The organism is uncultured Negativibacillus sp. (assembly GCF_944388365.1).
Lineage (GTDB): Bacteria > Bacillota > Clostridia > Oscillospirales > Ruminococcaceae > Negativibacillus.
On sequence record NZ_CALXIN010000046.1, the window covers coordinates 1 to 14,454 of the forward strand.

General features: G+C 49.8%; 13 protein-coding genes and 1 pseudogene. 5 read left to right on the forward strand and 9 right to left on the reverse strand.

From position 1 onward, the window contains the following. The 5 genes from Q0L39_RS07300 to Q0L39_RS07320 form a co-directional block, all read right to left on the reverse strand. On the reverse strand, positions 1-1,309 hold a 1,309-nt coding region (locus tag Q0L39_RS07300; RefSeq protein ID WP_296627965.1), incomplete at its 3' end, for an aminopeptidase P family N-terminal domain-containing protein. A gap of 56 nt (positions 1,310-1,365) precedes the next feature. Further along, positions 1,366-2,433 (reverse strand): Xaa-Pro peptidase family protein, encoded by a 1,068-nt coding sequence (locus Q0L39_RS07305; RefSeq protein ID WP_296627967.1) that lies wholly within the window; start codon positions 2,431-2,433, stop codon positions 1,366-1,368. Between the two features lie 258 nt (positions 2,434-2,691). After that, complete coding sequence (locus Q0L39_RS07310) at positions 2,692-3,534, reverse strand: hypothetical protein (protein WP_296627969.1); 843 nt, start codon at positions 3,532-3,534, stop codon at positions 2,692-2,694. A 640-nt stretch (positions 3,535-4,174) separates the two neighbouring features. Continuing rightward, on the reverse strand, positions 4,175-4,465 hold the full coding sequence (locus Q0L39_RS07315) for a hypothetical protein (RefSeq protein WP_296627971.1): 291 nt from the start codon (positions 4,463-4,465) through the stop codon (positions 4,175-4,177). Between the two features lie 128 nt (positions 4,466-4,593). Further along, positions 4,594-5,019, reverse strand: coding sequence for a hypothetical protein (locus Q0L39_RS07320; RefSeq protein WP_296627973.1), 426 nt, complete (start codon positions 5,017-5,019; stop codon positions 4,594-4,596). Positions 5,020-5,249: 230 nt separating this feature from the next. On the opposite strand from Q0L39_RS07320, the gene asnS reads away from it, so the two are divergent. Further along, entirely contained in the window at positions 5,250-6,644 is a 1,395-nt protein-coding gene (gene asnS / locus Q0L39_RS07325) for an asparagine--tRNA ligase (protein ID WP_296627975.1), read from the forward strand. A gap of 86 nt (positions 6,645-6,730) precedes the next feature. Further along, complete coding sequence (larC, locus tag Q0L39_RS07330) at positions 6,731-7,549, forward strand: nickel insertion protein (protein WP_296627976.1); 819 nt, start codon at positions 6,731-6,733, stop codon at positions 7,547-7,549. Between the two features lie 5 nt (positions 7,550-7,554). On the opposite strand, the gene Q0L39_RS07335 is transcribed toward larC, so the two are convergent. Together Q0L39_RS07335 and Q0L39_RS07340 are read right to left on the reverse strand one after the other, a co-directional pair. Next, entirely contained in the window at positions 7,555-7,908 is a 354-nt protein-coding gene (locus Q0L39_RS07335; protein ID WP_296627978.1) for a hypothetical protein, read from the reverse strand. A 28-nt stretch (positions 7,909-7,936) separates the two neighbouring features. Next, positions 7,937-10,396 carry a helicase C-terminal domain-containing protein gene (locus Q0L39_RS07340; RefSeq protein ID WP_296627980.1) on the reverse strand — a complete coding sequence of 820 codons (2,460 nt, stop codon included), beginning with the start codon at positions 10,394-10,396 and terminating at the stop codon, positions 7,937-7,939. A 102-nt stretch (positions 10,397-10,498) separates the two neighbouring features. Here Q0L39_RS07340 and Q0L39_RS07345 point away from each other — a divergent pair, with 102 nt between their 5' ends. Beyond that, positions 10,499-11,062: a phosphatase PAP2 family protein gene (locus Q0L39_RS07345; protein ID WP_296627982.1), complete on the forward strand. Its 564-nt coding sequence runs from the start codon at positions 10,499-10,501 to the stop codon at positions 11,060-11,062. Positions 11,063-11,160: 98 nt separating this feature from the next. On the opposite strand, the gene Q0L39_RS07350 is transcribed toward Q0L39_RS07345, so the two are convergent. Continuing rightward, positions 11,161-11,331 (reverse strand): FeoB-associated Cys-rich membrane protein, encoded by a 171-nt coding sequence (locus tag Q0L39_RS07350; RefSeq protein ID WP_296627983.1) that lies wholly within the window; start codon positions 11,329-11,331, stop codon positions 11,161-11,163. A gap of 286 nt (positions 11,332-11,617) precedes the next feature. Between Q0L39_RS07350 and purB the strand changes: the two genes are divergently transcribed. Further along, a complete protein-coding gene (gene purB / locus Q0L39_RS07355) occupies positions 11,618-13,051 on the forward strand; it encodes an adenylosuccinate lyase (protein WP_296627984.1) in 1,434 nt (477 codons plus the stop codon). A gap of 34 nt (positions 13,052-13,085) precedes the next feature. Here the strand turns inward: purB and Q0L39_RS07360 are convergent, their stop codons facing one another. Beyond that, a complete protein-coding gene (locus tag Q0L39_RS07360) occupies positions 13,086-13,445 on the reverse strand; it encodes a helix-turn-helix transcriptional regulator (RefSeq protein ID WP_296627985.1) in 360 nt (119 codons plus the stop codon). A 284-nt stretch (positions 13,446-13,729) separates the two neighbouring features. Between Q0L39_RS07360 and Q0L39_RS07365 the strand changes: the two are divergent. Continuing rightward, positions 13,730-14,454, forward strand: a pseudogene (locus Q0L39_RS07365) (hypothetical protein); the annotation flags it as partial.

The following is a 14,454-nucleotide window of genomic DNA, read 5'->3' on the forward strand; positions in this document are numbered from 1 at the left end:
CAATGACACCTTTGAGCGAGGTGGTGAAGTCGCGGCGCTCCTGATCGGTGATAGGACCCAGTGCAAAGGTACGGGTAGTATCGGTGGTGCCTTCAAAGTACTGACCGCCGCTGTCGTTGAGGAACAGATGTTCGCGTGCGAGAGTTTTGCAGTTGTCGGCAGTTGGAGCGTAGTGCATCATAGCAGCATTGTCGCGGTAAGCCATAATAGCAGTGAAGCTTTCGCTGACATAGTTGCCCTGTGCAGCGCGGAACTGAGCGATTTTTTCGGAGCAATCCCATTCGGTCACAGTTTCGCTGTTTTCCAAAGCCTCAAACAGCCAGCCAAAGAACTCTGCTTCTGCGCAGCCGTCTTTGAGATAAGCAGTGTAGGTGTTTGCGATTTCAGTTTCGTTTTTGACTGCCTTCATCATTGGAATCGGATCAACACCAGGAACCAGCATCAGGTGATGGTTTTTCTCCATTGCGTTGTAGAGCATATCGTTGACTTCACTTCCGTCACAGAGTACGGTAGCCTGATGATCCAGATTTTCCAGATAGGAATAGATCTCCTCATACTCTTTGACGCAGATGCCGTTTTTAGCGAGGATTTCCTTCGCTTCATCCGACAGGCAGGGAAGATTGAGGAAGAGGACGGCAGAATCCTTGGAGATAAATCCATAGGAAGTAGCCAGCGGGCTGGTTAGAACATCGTGTGCGCGGACGTTGAACAGCCAGTTTGTGTTATCCAGACGGGAAACAACCAGAGCGTCGCAGTCGCTTTCTGCCAGCGTTTCTCTTACCTCAGCAATCTTCTGTGCGGCAGATTTTCCGCTGTATTTTTCATCGAAATAGTAAACAGGGGTATACTCCTCCGCCGGACGATCTTCCCAGATATCGTTGCCGTAGTCTTTGGTGATGTCGATGCTGATCTCCTTGTCCGCAAACAGATCTTTCATCTTGTTGATTGCATCAACGGTGAACAGCTTTCCGTTTAAAGCGACGACACTGTTTTCCGGCAGAGCATCATGTAAATACTGTGTATAGCTTGGGCAATCCGGTTCAGAAGCGCGGAACAGAACAGCCTCGCCGCCGGCAAGCTGATTCTGAGCCTGCACATAGAATCTTCCGTCGGTCCACAGACCGCAGATATCAGCAGTAATCACTAAAGTGCCTGCCTCACCGGTAAAGCCGGAAATAAAGGTGGCAGTTCTCCAGTGTTCGGAAAAATACTCGCTCATGTGTGGGTCGCCGCTTGGAATTACGACGGCCTGTACCTGGTCGCGCTTCATCAGTTCTCTGACTTTGGCGATCTTTTCATTGGTAGTCATTGTATTCCCTCCTGTATATTGTTAGACTGTCCAAAGACAGTTTCCTACAGAATAAATTACAGCTCGATCAGCTCATGGGTGGTGGAGATCATATTCTCATAGCCGTCCTTGGTGATCAAAATCTGATCCTCAATGCGGACACCGCCCCAGTTTGGAATATAGATGCCTGGTTCGATGGTGCGCACCGAGTTTTCCTGCAAAATGTCGGTGCTGTTTGGACCCATGAATGGAATTTCATGAACAAACATGCCGATACCGTGACCAATACCGGTATAGATGTACTGTTCATATTCGGTGCCTTTGACCGCCTGAACCGATGCGTCGAATACATCCCGCAGAGGGACACCGGCCTTCATCTTGTCCAGCGAATCCTCCAGCATCTGTTTTTCCAGCTCATAGACTTCACGCTGTTTCTGGCTGGCACGTCCGACAACAACGGTACGGGTCATATCGGAAAGATAGCCGTTAAACTGACAGCCAAAGTCCATCAGGACAAAGTCGCCGTATTCGATGGCTTTGCTCGACGGGATGCCGTGCAGCAGAGAGGTGCGTGCGCCGGAGATCAGAATGTTGCCGTATGGCTGAGTGTCCGCGCCCTCCATCACCATATAGGCAGCCAGTTTGGCGGCAAGCTCTTTTTCGGTGACGCCGACACGGATGTCTTCCAGGATATGCTCAAAGGCGCGGCAGGAGATCTCGCAGGCAGCGCGGAGATATTCGATTTCCTGCGGTGTTTTGATCGAGCGGAAGGTTTCTACCACGTCGGTGGTCGCAACCAGCTGCGCCTTCACGTTCTTTTCCAGCTGGGAGTAGAACAGATAGCTCAGCGCATCCGCTTCAAAACCGATGGATTGCAGATGCTGCTGTTGAGCAAGGTCGGCGACACATTCGCCGATAGAACCGTAGTTTTTCCACAGGACGATCTCATAGTCGGGACACTCCTGAGCGACCTGCTCGGTGTAGCGAGGATCGGTCAGGAAGAAAAATCTGTCCTTCGTAATGAGAAGGTAGGAATCATCACCGGTATAGCCGCTGATGTAGCGGACATTTGGCTTTTTGGCCAGAAAAAAAGCATCCAGATCATGCTGCTGCATGTACTGGAGCAGGGCATCGACAGAGTGCATAGGGAACATCCTCCTTTTTTACATAAGGCTTTTCATGATTTAAGAAATTTTATCCTAAAATATTACACAATTAAAAAATAAGGACAAAATATATCATAAAAAACAATGTTTATCAGTTAATTCCATTATAATGTCATTATTTCAAAAATTCAATCCTGAAACCATATTTTCTCAAATCAATTTGCAAGGTAAACGAAATCATTTGTATATAAAAAACGGTCGGACGCATTTTGCGTCCGACCGTTGGTCTGTGCAGTTTTACAGGATACGGGTGATGAGAATGTTTGCATTGGTGACCTTGACGGTTCCGGCAGAAGTGTTGGACAAAGCGATGGTGCCGGTGGTGCCGCAGGGAACGGTGATCAGAGCAGATGCGCTGACCGAGTTCAACTGGTTGGCATTTCCCGTGGCTGCAGATTCGGAGCCTGGTACAACAGCGCCGCCGGAGAGCAGAGCCATCGAGATGGCGACGTTACTGCCGCTGTCTGGTTCAACGTTGGCATTGTACTCCACTAAGTAAACACCAGGGCAGGTCAGTGTAAAGTTTGAGGTGCCAGCGGTGTGCTGAACACAGGTGCCGTTTGCAACACGATCGGTTGCAAAGTTGATCGGATTGTTGGTGGTGACAGACTGTTCTGCCTCATTGACAGCGTTCAGATAGCTTGGAGCACAGGACGAACAGTTGCCGACACCGGAGCCAAGACCGGCGCAGTTAGCGCAGGAAGTGCTGCTGGTAGAAGCAGAGGAACCGGTGCGTGGGAAGATTGGCAGAGTGGTTGGGCAGTTGCAGCCTGGCAGGCAGCAGCCGGACCATCCGCAAGGCCAGGTCCATGGCCAGTCACAAGGATTGCAGCAGGGAGCAGCTGGAATAGAATCGAGATCGCAGGAGATCTGGTCATAGCGTGCCAGAGCGCAGCGCGCATAATCATTCAGTGTACCATTTGCACAGACAAAGGATGGGGAAGATGATGTGGTGTTGCTGTTGGTGCAGCTATTGCAGCAACTGTTATAGCAGCAGTTACAGCTGCAAGGGTCAGGGCTGCAGGAGCATGGTGAACACATCATACAAGGGTTGCAGCAGCATGGATCATAACATGACATGGATTCCACCTCATTCAGATTGGATTACTGGTAACCAGTACCGCAAACAAGTGCTGCGGCATTACCACTCTATGCAAAGAGAGAAAAAAGTGTTTCTGTCAAGTTGGCGGAAGCTTTCCGAAAAAGTAAAAATCCGCGCTTATCATGAAGCACGGATTTTTCTTAGGAGAGTTTATGAAGAAAAAAAGAAAATATCGAAATGAAGAATCTATACGGACCGAATGATCCGGCAGCCAGCTGCTGCATCAATCCGACAAGGTCGGAGATATTTGGTAGTCTGCCCCGCTCATCGTGCCGGTATTCCGCCCACACGATGAGCTAACAGTTGTTCTATTTTCAGAAAAAGAACCGACGAAGAAAAATTATATTAGATCATCAATGAATCATCAAAGTTCATTCAGTTGTTTTTTTGCATCCGCTCCTTTCGTTTGACTATGGCTACAGTATACCCTGTAAATATGTCTTTCGTTTAACCCTGTTTTAAACAAAACTGGTGGATTTTGTAAATGAAATTTGAAGTACTTAGAAGCATTTTGAGAACACAAAATTGCTTCTGAGTGAGCGCAGATAAACGGCGATTGTATAAAAAAATCAGGACGTATCCCGAAAGAAACGTCCTGATGGAAAAGTTTATTTTTTGTTAGCTGATGCGGATCTGTGCAGCTTTCTCCGGTTTGAAATCGTTTTCCAGGTCGTAGATGTTGTGGGTGGTGGAGTCACGCAGTACACGACCGTTGAGCGAGTAGGTACGGATGAAACGTTTGTTGTCAACAGTGGTCCAGTACTCGGTGTCCCAGGTCAGATAGCCGTCACCGTCTGTTTCCGGTGCAGGCAGAACAAAATCAACCTGACGGCCGTCTCTCATCAGCTGGATGAGGCTGTCGTAGGTAACTTCCAGTTCTACTTTGTTTACGATATCGGTTGCTTTCATGTCAATCCATTCCTTTCCGAAGAACAAAGCGGAAAATCCGCCGCTCCGATACAAAATTTAACTCTCATTCATTATACTCCCTTTTTGGGAAATACACAATCCCAAAAACGGAGACGAAAGACAAAAAATTAGAATCCGCGCAGAGTTGCCTGAATGTCCACGCCCATACGGGTAAAGACAGCTACAATCTTCTGACGGGCAGCAATGACATCCTTCTGTTTGTCCAGCAGCTGACGGTCGGTCAGGTCGCGGTTTTTCTCGCTGCGTTTGTCCTTTGGAGCATCCAGATCGTCGCGCAGGAAGTTCAGACCGATGTAGACAACCTTCAGCTCATTGAGTCCCAGCGACTGACGGTCCTGCTCCAGCTGCTCGCGGACCGATTTGATATAGCCGAGATTTTTGTTGGCGTTTTCTTCACTGATTTCCTTAAAGTTTTTGCGGGCAAGGAAATCGTTGATGTCCTGCTCCAGCAGATCCAGACCTTCCTGGATGCAGTCAAGGTCCGACTGATACAGAGCGTTGGAGGTGACATTTTTTCTTATATTACATTTCAATGAAATAACATCCTTTCCATTCTGGGTGATAGCTTTATTTTATCATACTTGCCCCAAAAACACAATCTTTGGCAAAATTTTTATCCAAAGCCAAGGACAGTGGATTGATTATTGCATGAAAACGTATTATAATAAAGCAATACGGACAAAGACAGCTGCCTTTGTCCCTGAATATCAGTCAATATCTTTCATTATATAATGAGGATAAAAGATATATGGAGGTAAAAACGATGCAAAGAGTTGAACTGAGAAAGCTGGCGGCAGCTTCTGCGGAGTATGCAGACAAACAGCTGACCGTCGCCGGATGGGTCAGAACCATCCGTACATCCAAAAACCTGGGCTTTATCGAACTGAATGATGGTACATCCTTCCAGAATCTGCAGGTTGTATTCGAGAATAGCAAGGTGGAAAATTATAATGAGATCAGCAAACTCAACGTCGGTGCTTCCATCATCGTCAAAGGTCAGCTGATCATGACTCCAGAGGCTAAGCAGCCATATGAGGTTCATGCCGATGAGATTGTCATCGAAGGACAGTCCACTCCGGATTATCCGCTGCAGAAAAAACGTCATTCGGTAGAATTTTTGCGCACCATCGCACATTTGAGACCAAGAACCAACACCTTCAGCGCAGTATTTCGTGTTCGTTCGGAGGCAGCATTTGCAATCCATAAATTCTTCAACGAGCGCGGATTTGTTTATGCACACACTCCACTGATTACCGGAAGCGACTGTGAGGGTGCAGGCGAGATGTTCCATGTAACCACTCTGGATATGGAAAACCCACCGCGCACCGAGGATGGCAAGGTAGATTATAGCCAGGACTTCTTCGGCAAACCAACCAGCCTGACTGTATCCGGACAGCTGGAGGGCGAGTGCATGGCAATGGCATTCTCCAACATTTACACCTTTGGCCCAACCTTCCGCGCTGAGAAATCCAACACCACCCGTCATGCAGCAGAGTTCTGGATGATGGAGCCAGAGATTGCCTTTGCGGATCTGAGCGACATGATGGATCTGGCCGAGGATATGATGAAATACGTTCTGTCCTATGTGATGGAAAAATGCCCGCAGGAGATGGCATTCTTCAACCAGTTCTATGACAAGGGCCTGCTGGAGCGTCTCAACCACATTGTCAACTCCGACTTTGTTCGTCTGCCATACACCGAGGCAGTCAAGCTGTTGGAGGAGCACAAGGATCAGTTTGAATATCCGGTTTACTGGGGCTGTGACCTTCAGACCGAGCACGAGAGATACCTCACCGAACAGGTATTCAAAAAGCCAGTCTTTGTCACCGACTATCCAAAGGAGATCAAAGCTTTCTATATGCGCTTGAACGACGACAACAAGACCGTTGCCGCAGCAGACCTGCTGGTTCCAGGCATCGGCGAGATCATCGGCGGCAGCCAGCGTGAGGAGCGCTACGACGTCCTGCTGAACCGTATCCGTGAGCTGGGTCTGAGAGAAGAAGATTACTCCTGGTACCTCGATCTGCGCAAATACGGCGGTACCAAACATGCCGGTTATGGTCTGGGCTTCGAGCGTCTGATTATGTACATCACCGGTGTCAGCAACATCCGCGATGTCATCCCATTCCCAAGAACCACCGGTTCCGCAGAGTTTTAATTTAGCTCGATAATACAAACAGGATAAAACAACAAGCCACTTGTCCGATAGGACCGGTGGCTTGTGTTGTACAGGGAGGTTTCTTCATGAAAATTTGCTGGATCAGCGCCGGTCAGTCCGGTGCATTGGGTGTACAAGCTTGTGTACAGGCGTTGAGAGAGATGGTGACCGACCAACCGGCGGCGATGTCGGCAGCCGAGCTGCTTCAAAGCCTGCGGGTGGAAAAAGTGGTGTTTGCACCATTGGAAGTGGCAGGAACAGAAAATTTGCAGCAGGCCATCGACTTCTGCGCACTGGTAAAGATGGGAGAAAGGGCAAGCGATCCCAAGCTGTTTGCACTTTTTCAGGAGCTAGCGAAGGCAGGCATCCAGCTGTGCTTTGCCGAGCGCAGTCCAGCCATGTGTCCATTGCAGGCAAAGGAAGCGCAGGTGGAAGGCTACTCGGCGCTGGTAGTGCTGGGAGAGGGCATGGAAGCGTCCGATACAGTGGCAGTGCTGTGCTGTAATGTGGACGACAGCACCGGAGAGGAGCTTGGCTGGGCGATGGAACAGCTGCTGGCGGCAGGAGCAAGAGACGTATTTTTCACGCCCATCCAGATGAAAAAGAACCGGCCTGCCACCATGGCGACGGTGGTCTGTACGCCAGGACAGGAACAGATGTTCTGCCGACTGCTGATGAAGCACACCTCAACCATCGGTGTGCGCTGGAACTACTTTGAGCGGGCAGTCATGCGCCGCAGTTTTCGGACGGTGCAGTCTCCATGGGGCGAATTGCAGCTCAAGTGCTGCCGTTATGACGATGTGGAAAAGGTGAGCGTCGAGTATGAATCCGCAAAGCAGGCCGCTCTGCGCTGTGGATGCAGCGTGGGAGAGATTCTGCGGTGGTCAGAAAAGGGAAACAGATAGAATGATTATCCTTTCTTTCGCTTGCAGGATAGGAGTACCAAGATCTGCATCGCCCATGCGGCAGCAGAAAGAACAGTCAAAAGAGATTGCGCTGTAAAAGGTTTAAAATACCAGGACAGTTCTTCCAGATGGGTAAACTTTGCTGCCACAACCGAGCAGACAAAGCTCAGAATGTTTCCTGTCAAAAGAACAACAACTTTTCCGGTTCGGATGCAAAGTGTGCAAAGTATCAAAAATGCTGCGAACATGACTACATAAAGCAGCATGGTGCCGAATACAGCGTCGCTCCAGACAGCAAGAAAGGCATAGGGAACGACGTAAGCGATAAGAAGGAGAAGGCGGATACACCAATTTTTCATAAAAACACCTCCTGATGTTAAAAGGAGACTACCTATCTAAATTGTCTGCCCAAAAGTCATGGAGAATTCTGCTCAGCTCGTCGCTGCCCTCAACCACACGGGCATGGCTCCAGTGGGCAGGGAATAAGCGGCGGTAACCGGAAGTGGAAAAGCGGTCGTCGAGTAACAGAACCACGCCGCGGTCGGATGCGGTGCGGATTACTCTGCCCGAAGCCTGCAACACCTTGTTCATACCTGGGTAGCGATAGGCAAAGTCATAGCCCATGCTGTTTTGCTTCTGATAGTAGTCGCGAAGAATCTCCTGTTGTGGTCCTACCTTGGGCAGCCCTGTGCCGATGATGGCGCAGCCCAGCAGTCGTTCTCCGGCAAGGTCCACGCCTTCGGAATAGATGCCGCCCAGCACCGCGAAAGCCAGCATCGGGGAGTCGGTGTGCGGATCGTCAAAGCGGTGCAGGAATTCTTCCTTTTGCTCATCGGTCATCTGTGAGGATTGTACCAGCAGCTCTATCTGTGGATAGAGTTTGACAAAGACCTCCTGCACCTGCTGCAAATATTGGTAGGACGGAAAGTAAGCCAGATAATTGCCGCTGCGTGCCGCCACCATCCGGTACAGCAGATGGGCGATGGGCACAAGGCTCTGTTCACGGCTGGCCCAGCGGGTATTGATCTGCGGACAAACCAGCAGACAGAGGTGCTCAGGGTCAAATGGAGAGGGAAGTGCGTAGGAATGGGTCTGGGATGAAGGGTCTGCACAGCCCAGCACCGTTTTATAGTAGGAAGGCGGCGAGAGAGTCGCCGAAAACAGCGCCGCACATCGTCCCAGCTTGAGTCGCTGGTCGATCATATTGGCAGGATCGAGGCAGAGCAGCCGCACTGTGACCTGGGAGGAAGCGGAGGATACAAAAAAGACAAACCGCTCGTCGAACAGTTCGGCGATGCGCAGGAAAAAGCGCAGGTCGAAATAAAGCTGCAACAGCTCCGGTGCGACGGCCTCCTGCGCTCCTGCCAGAGCACCGCGCCAGATGCGGTCCTGCCGCCGCTGCTCCAGAAAATGGACAAAGGCGTTGTACAGCCGCTGGGCGCTCTTTAGAAAGGCAGGCGGAATCTCAGCGGAGCAGAGAAAGTGCTCGCGTTCCTCGCTCTGTTCCGCAATCTGCTTTTTCAGCGCGAGCAGTTCCTTGTTTAATGACCCGAGCGCACGGGAAAGCTCTTTGGAAAGCGGTGCCGCCAGCTTTTTGCAGGCGAGGACGTCGGTCTTTTGCAGCTGGGCAGAGTACATCCTGCGGGCGCGGTCGATCAGGTTGTGCGCCTCATCAATCAAGAAGCAGTAGTCGCTTGGACGGTCAAAAAACCGGCGCAGATAGACCACAGGGTCAAACAGATAGTTGTAGTCACAGATGATGGCGTCGCACCACAGCGACAGATCCAGTCCCAGCTCAAACGGACAGAGCGTCTTTTCCTTGGCCCAACGCTCGATGGTGTCGCGGGTGAAGGCATCCTCCTGTGCCAGCATCTCAAACAGCACATCCTGCACACGGTCGTAATATCCGAGGGCATAGGGACAGTCGTCGGGATTGCACAGCCGTTCGGACAGAAAGCAGATTTTGTCCTTGGCGGTGAGGGTCACCCGTTTGAGCCGCAGTCCCTGCTGCTGCATCCGTGCAAAGCCTTCCTCTGCGACTGCGCGGGTGGAGGTCTTTGCGGTGAGATAAAACAGGTGGGAAATAAGCCCTTCGCCCATCGCTTTGACGGCGGGAAAGAGCGACGAGATGGTTTTGCCGGTGCCGGTGGGCGCCTGGCAGAACACACGGGAGCGATTGACCGCAGCGCGATAGATCACGGCTGCCATCTGACGCTGACCGGCGCGATAGCTTTCAAAGGGAAAGGGCAGCTGTTTGGCAGATTGATTGCGCAGAACCGACCAGTCCAGCTGCATCCTTGCCCAACGGTGATAGCGATGCAGCAGGTCACAGAAAAACTCTTGCAGCTGCTGAGCGGAAAAAACCTGGGTAAACTGGGAAACTTCCTCCGTTTCGGTCTGGCAGTAGAGGAGGCGGACACCGACCTTGTCGAGATGTTCCAGCTGCGAAAGGAGGAAGGCATAGCATTTGGCCTGTGCCCAGTGCAGAGGACGAAAACCTGACTCGCCCTCGGTGCCGCTCAGCGAAGAAAGCGGCAGGTCGGTGGTCTTGATCTCCTCGATGGTGACCGAGCCGTCCTCCTCGGTCAGAATGGCGTCGGCACGACCAAAGACCCGAAAGGAGATCCCATCCTCCGTCCATTGCTGGGAGAGGGAGACCTCGGCGCGGTAGCGGTCGCCATAGCGCTCGCGGGACTGCTTTTGCAGCTTGCGGTGCAGACGGGAACCTTCGTTGGCACGCTCCACCAGATCGGTGCCTCCGACGCGGTTGTCGATGCTGCCGCTCATCAGGATAAATTCGACCAGCTCACGCACCGGAAGGGATACCTCAGCAAAAACTTCCTGCATGAAAATGCCTCCTGTGATAAAAACTACTTTACAGAGTATCATACCATAAAGCCGAACTTTTTGACAGAGAAAAGTGTCATGATGGCGGGAAAGGAACAAATAATGTTGGAATGGATTCAAAAAATTGATTTTCTGGTGTTGGATTGGATTCAGCACCATCTGCGCGGCGCCGCACTGGATGTGGCAATGCCGCTGGTGACCATGTTGGGCGATGGAGGAATCTTTTTTGTGCTGCTGACGCTGGTGCTGCTGTGCACCAAACGCTGGCGCAGTCTGGGGCGTTCGCTTGCCATTGCTCTGTTGTTGGGTCTGCTGTTTGGAAATCTGCTTCTTAAACCGCTGGTGGCGCGCATCCGTCCCTATGACCTGGTGCAGGGAATCGAGCTGCTGGTGGAACCGCTGTCCGATTACTCCTTTCCATCGGGTCACACGATGGCTTCCTTCGCCTTTGCAGGTGTGTTCTGGTATCGCCGCAAAGAGGTTGGACGCTGGGCGATTGCAGCGGTGGTGGTCGCAGTTTTGGTTGCCTTTTCCCGTCTGTATCTCTATGTGCATTTTCCAACCGATGTTCTGTGCGGCGCCGCTCTGGGCTGGTTGTTTGGCTATCTGGCGGTGCGGCTCAATGGATGGTGGGAGAAACGACGGGCAGAAAAACAGCAGTGCTGATCTTTATAGAACACAAAAAGACAGCCCTTCGGCTTTATGAGCCGAGGGCTGTCTTTTTGTAAAGAAGAAGGAATAAAAATGGGTTATCGAAATGAAAGTTAGTGGGATTCGTTTTGAGATTCAGGCTTTTTTGCAGTATGGCAGGAAGAGCATCCGCTGCATCCTCCACAGCAGCCTGAGCAGGAGCCGGAGGCGTGGGAACGAATAACACTGCGCAGTGCGAGGACTGCCAGTACAATCAGGATAGCTGCAATAATAAAGGTCGACATAGAAAAACCTCCGAATATCGAATAAGTATCAATATTAATTAGCGATTGCTAACTCATCTTCTGAGATAACTCTACCATATTTGGAGAGGTTTGTCAATAGAGAAAAGTGACTATGGGCAACAAAACGTGAATACTTGTAAAAAATAGAGAAAAGAAAAGCTTTGTCGAATCGGAGGAGAAAATGAATTGACAATTATCCGCTGGATTGTTAAACTAAAAAGGAAAGATGTCCCTGACGATCAATCAGGGAATTTGTATTTTGAGATCATGATGGAGGAATGTTACAATGAGCACCAATGCGTATGAGAGCCCGTTTTCTTCCCGTTACGCAAGCGACGAAATGCAGTATGTCTTTTCTCAGGACAACAAATTTAAAACCTGGAGAAAACTGTGGATTGCTCTTGCAAAGGCAGAAAAAGCACTGGGAATCAACATCACCGATGAACAGATTGCCGAGCTGGAGGCCAATAAAGAGAACATCAACTATGAGATAGCACGCGAGCGTGAAAAACTGGTCCGTCACGATGTTATGAGCCATGTGTATGCTTACGGCTGCGAGTGTCCAAATGCCAAAGGTATCATCCACCTGGGCGCAACCAGCTGCTATGTCGGCGACAACACCGATATCATCATCATGCGCGAAGGTCTGGAGATCGTCCGCAGAAAGCTGCTCAACGTCATTGCAATGCTGGCTAAATTTGCTGACCAGTACAAAGAGATGCCATGCCTTGCTTATACCCATCTTCAGCCTGCACAGCTGACCACCGTCGGCAAACGTGCTACCCTGTGGATCAATGAGCTGCTGATGGACGAGCAGGAGATCGAAGCAAGAATCAAATCGTTAAAACTGCTCGGCTCCAAGGGAACCACTGGTACCCAGGCAAGCTTTATGGAGCTGTTTAACGGCGACCAGAAAAAATGCAAACAGGCAGAGCAGATGATCGCTCATGAAATGGGCTTTGAAAGCTGCGTACCGGTATCCGGTCAGACCTATTCCAGAAAGATCGACTACTATGTGCTTTCCAACCTCAGCGCAGTTGCACAGTCGGCAAGCAAGTTCTCCAACGATATGCGTCTGCTGCAGAACTTCAAAGAGATGGAGGAGCCATTTGAGAAAAACCAGATCGGTTCTTCTGCAATGCCATACAAACGCAACCCAATGAGAAGCGAGCGTATCACCTCTCTGGCAAGATATGTGATGGTCGATACCCTCAATCCGGCGATTACCGCAGGTACTCAGTGGTTTGAAAGAACCCTGGACGACTCCGCAAACAAGAGAATCTCGGTTGCAGAGGCATTCTTGGGCGTTGATTCGATCCTGAACATCATGCTCAACATCTGTGATGGCCTGGTTGTTTATCCAAAGGTAATCCATCAGCGCGTTATGCGTGAACTGCCATTCATGGCAACCGAAAACATCATGATGTCCGCAGTTAAGAAGGGCGGCGACCGTCAGGTTCTGCATGAGCAGCTGCGTGTTCACTCTCAGGCAGCAGCCCGCGTAGTGAAGGAAGAAGGCGGCGAAAACGATCTGATCGACCGCATCGTTGCTGACCCGCTGTTCAACCTCAAGAAAGAGGAGATCGTTTCGATCCTCGATCCAAAGAACTTTACCGGCCGTGCACCATCCCAGGTAACCGAATTCCTCAACGAGTGTGTCAACCCTGTTCTGGAAGCCAACAAGGAACTGCTGGGTGAACATGCGGAGCTGAACGTATAATTTTGACCATAAGAGCAAAAAGATGCCGTTCCCGTTATTCGGGGACGGCATCTTTTTTGCCATTTTTTTCGTGTTCTCTGAGCAGCAGGTCAATAAAACCATTGACCAACCGGCGCTCCTTTGGTGTACAGAGCAAAAGCTTGTTTTGGATATCTGACTGCAGATAGTTTTCCATATCCTGCTTTGTTCCCAGTAAAATTTCATCTGGGGTCACATCCAAAGCACTGCAAAGTTTCATCAGTGTTTCAAGACTGGGAATTGAACGGGAGTTTTCGATATGGGAAATGTAGATATTGGACAGGTCAGATTTTTCAGCAAGCTGTTCCTGCGTCATGCTGCAGTTTTTGCGTATTTGAGCAATTCTTTTCCCAACAGCGGTATAATCAATGTTCAAGTGGCACCACCTCTATCAAAGAGTATCGGAAAAATACCATTCGAAGAATATATTTCAAGTATATATATACTTGAAATTATAATAAAACGTGCTATAATAATACTAAACCATTATAAACAGTATAAGCAGTTTAAGTGAAGATAAACTGAAAGTATAGTTGTAAAAAGAGAATATGCGACACGAAAGTGCAAAAATTGTCTGCAATGATAAGAAGTTCCGATTTTGTGATATAAATTGGAATTCCTTATAGATGATTGTGAAAATCAACAAGGAGGAGAAGAACAATGACCCCAAAATGGAAAAAAGGACTGGCCGTATTTCTATGTGCGGCGATGATTGCCAGTGGCAGTATGGCAGTATCTGCAGATGAAGGAGAGCCGTTACCGCCACAAACAAACGTTGAGACTGATGCAACAACACCGGACGGAACAACCCCAGACGGAACAACGCCGGATGGAACAACCCCAGACGGAACGACACCAGACGGAACAACGCCGGATGGAACAACACCGGACGGAACCACGCCAGACGGAACGACACCGGATGGAACGACACCGGACGGAACGACTCCGGATGTTACACCCAGTGCCAACACGGGAATCGTGCCGATAGGGGAACCGTCTGTATTGGCAAATACAACGGTTTCTGACGCAGATGGTTTAAAAACCGCAATCGAAAACGCTTCTGATGGAGATACAATTACATTAGAGCAGGGCACTTATGAGGTAGGCACCTTAACCATCCAAACGTATATCAATCTCAAAGGAAATGACGCAGAGATAGTAGGAAATATTTGCTATCAGTTGCCTCATACTGCTGATAGCAAGTCCATCTCAGTTACAGGATTAAGTTTTACCCATGGAAATAACGTTCAGGCTTTACAATTTAGAGGTGAATCCCCTAATCAGGGATATAATTTAACAATATCTGTTTCTGGCAAGCGATTTGTCAAGGGGGCTTTTTCTTTCCGTGACAAAATATGCCCGCCCCATTGGATAACCATAGCAAT

What these genes read in the sequence shown, in the direction of transcription:
- Q0L39_RS07305 (WP_296627967.1), bottom strand. Translation starts at nt 2,433, where the DNA reads ATGCACTCTGTCGATGCCCTGCTCCAGTACATGCAGCAGCATGATCTG.
- Q0L39_RS07310 (WP_296627969.1), bottom strand. Translation starts at nt 3,534, where the DNA reads ATGTCATGTTATGATCCATGCTGCTGCAACCCTTGTATGATGTGTTCA.
- Q0L39_RS07345 (WP_296627982.1), top strand. Translation starts at nt 10,499, where the DNA reads ATGTTGGAATGGATTCAAAAAATTGATTTTCTGGTGTTGGATTGGATT.
- Q0L39_RS07315 (WP_296627971.1), bottom strand. Translation starts at nt 4,465, where the DNA reads ATGAAAGCAACCGATATCGTAAACAAAGTAGAACTGGAAGTTACCTAC.
- Q0L39_RS07350 (WP_296627983.1), bottom strand. Translation starts at nt 11,331, where the DNA reads ATGTCGACCTTTATTATTGCAGCTATCCTGATTGTACTGGCAGTCCTC.
- larC (WP_296627976.1), top strand. Translation starts at nt 6,731, where the DNA reads ATGAAAATTTGCTGGATCAGCGCCGGTCAGTCCGGTGCATTGGGTGTA.
- purB (WP_296627984.1), top strand. Translation starts at nt 11,618, where the DNA reads ATGAGCACCAATGCGTATGAGAGCCCGTTTTCTTCCCGTTACGCAAGC.
- Q0L39_RS07340 (WP_296627980.1), bottom strand. Translation starts at nt 10,396, where the DNA reads ATGCAGGAAGTTTTTGCTGAGGTATCCCTTCCGGTGCGTGAGCTGGTC.
- asnS (WP_296627975.1), top strand. Translation starts at nt 5,250, where the DNA reads ATGCAAAGAGTTGAACTGAGAAAGCTGGCGGCAGCTTCTGCGGAGTAT.
- Q0L39_RS07335 (WP_296627978.1), bottom strand. Translation starts at nt 7,908, where the DNA reads ATGAAAAATTGGTGTATCCGCCTTCTCCTTCTTATCGCTTACGTCGTT.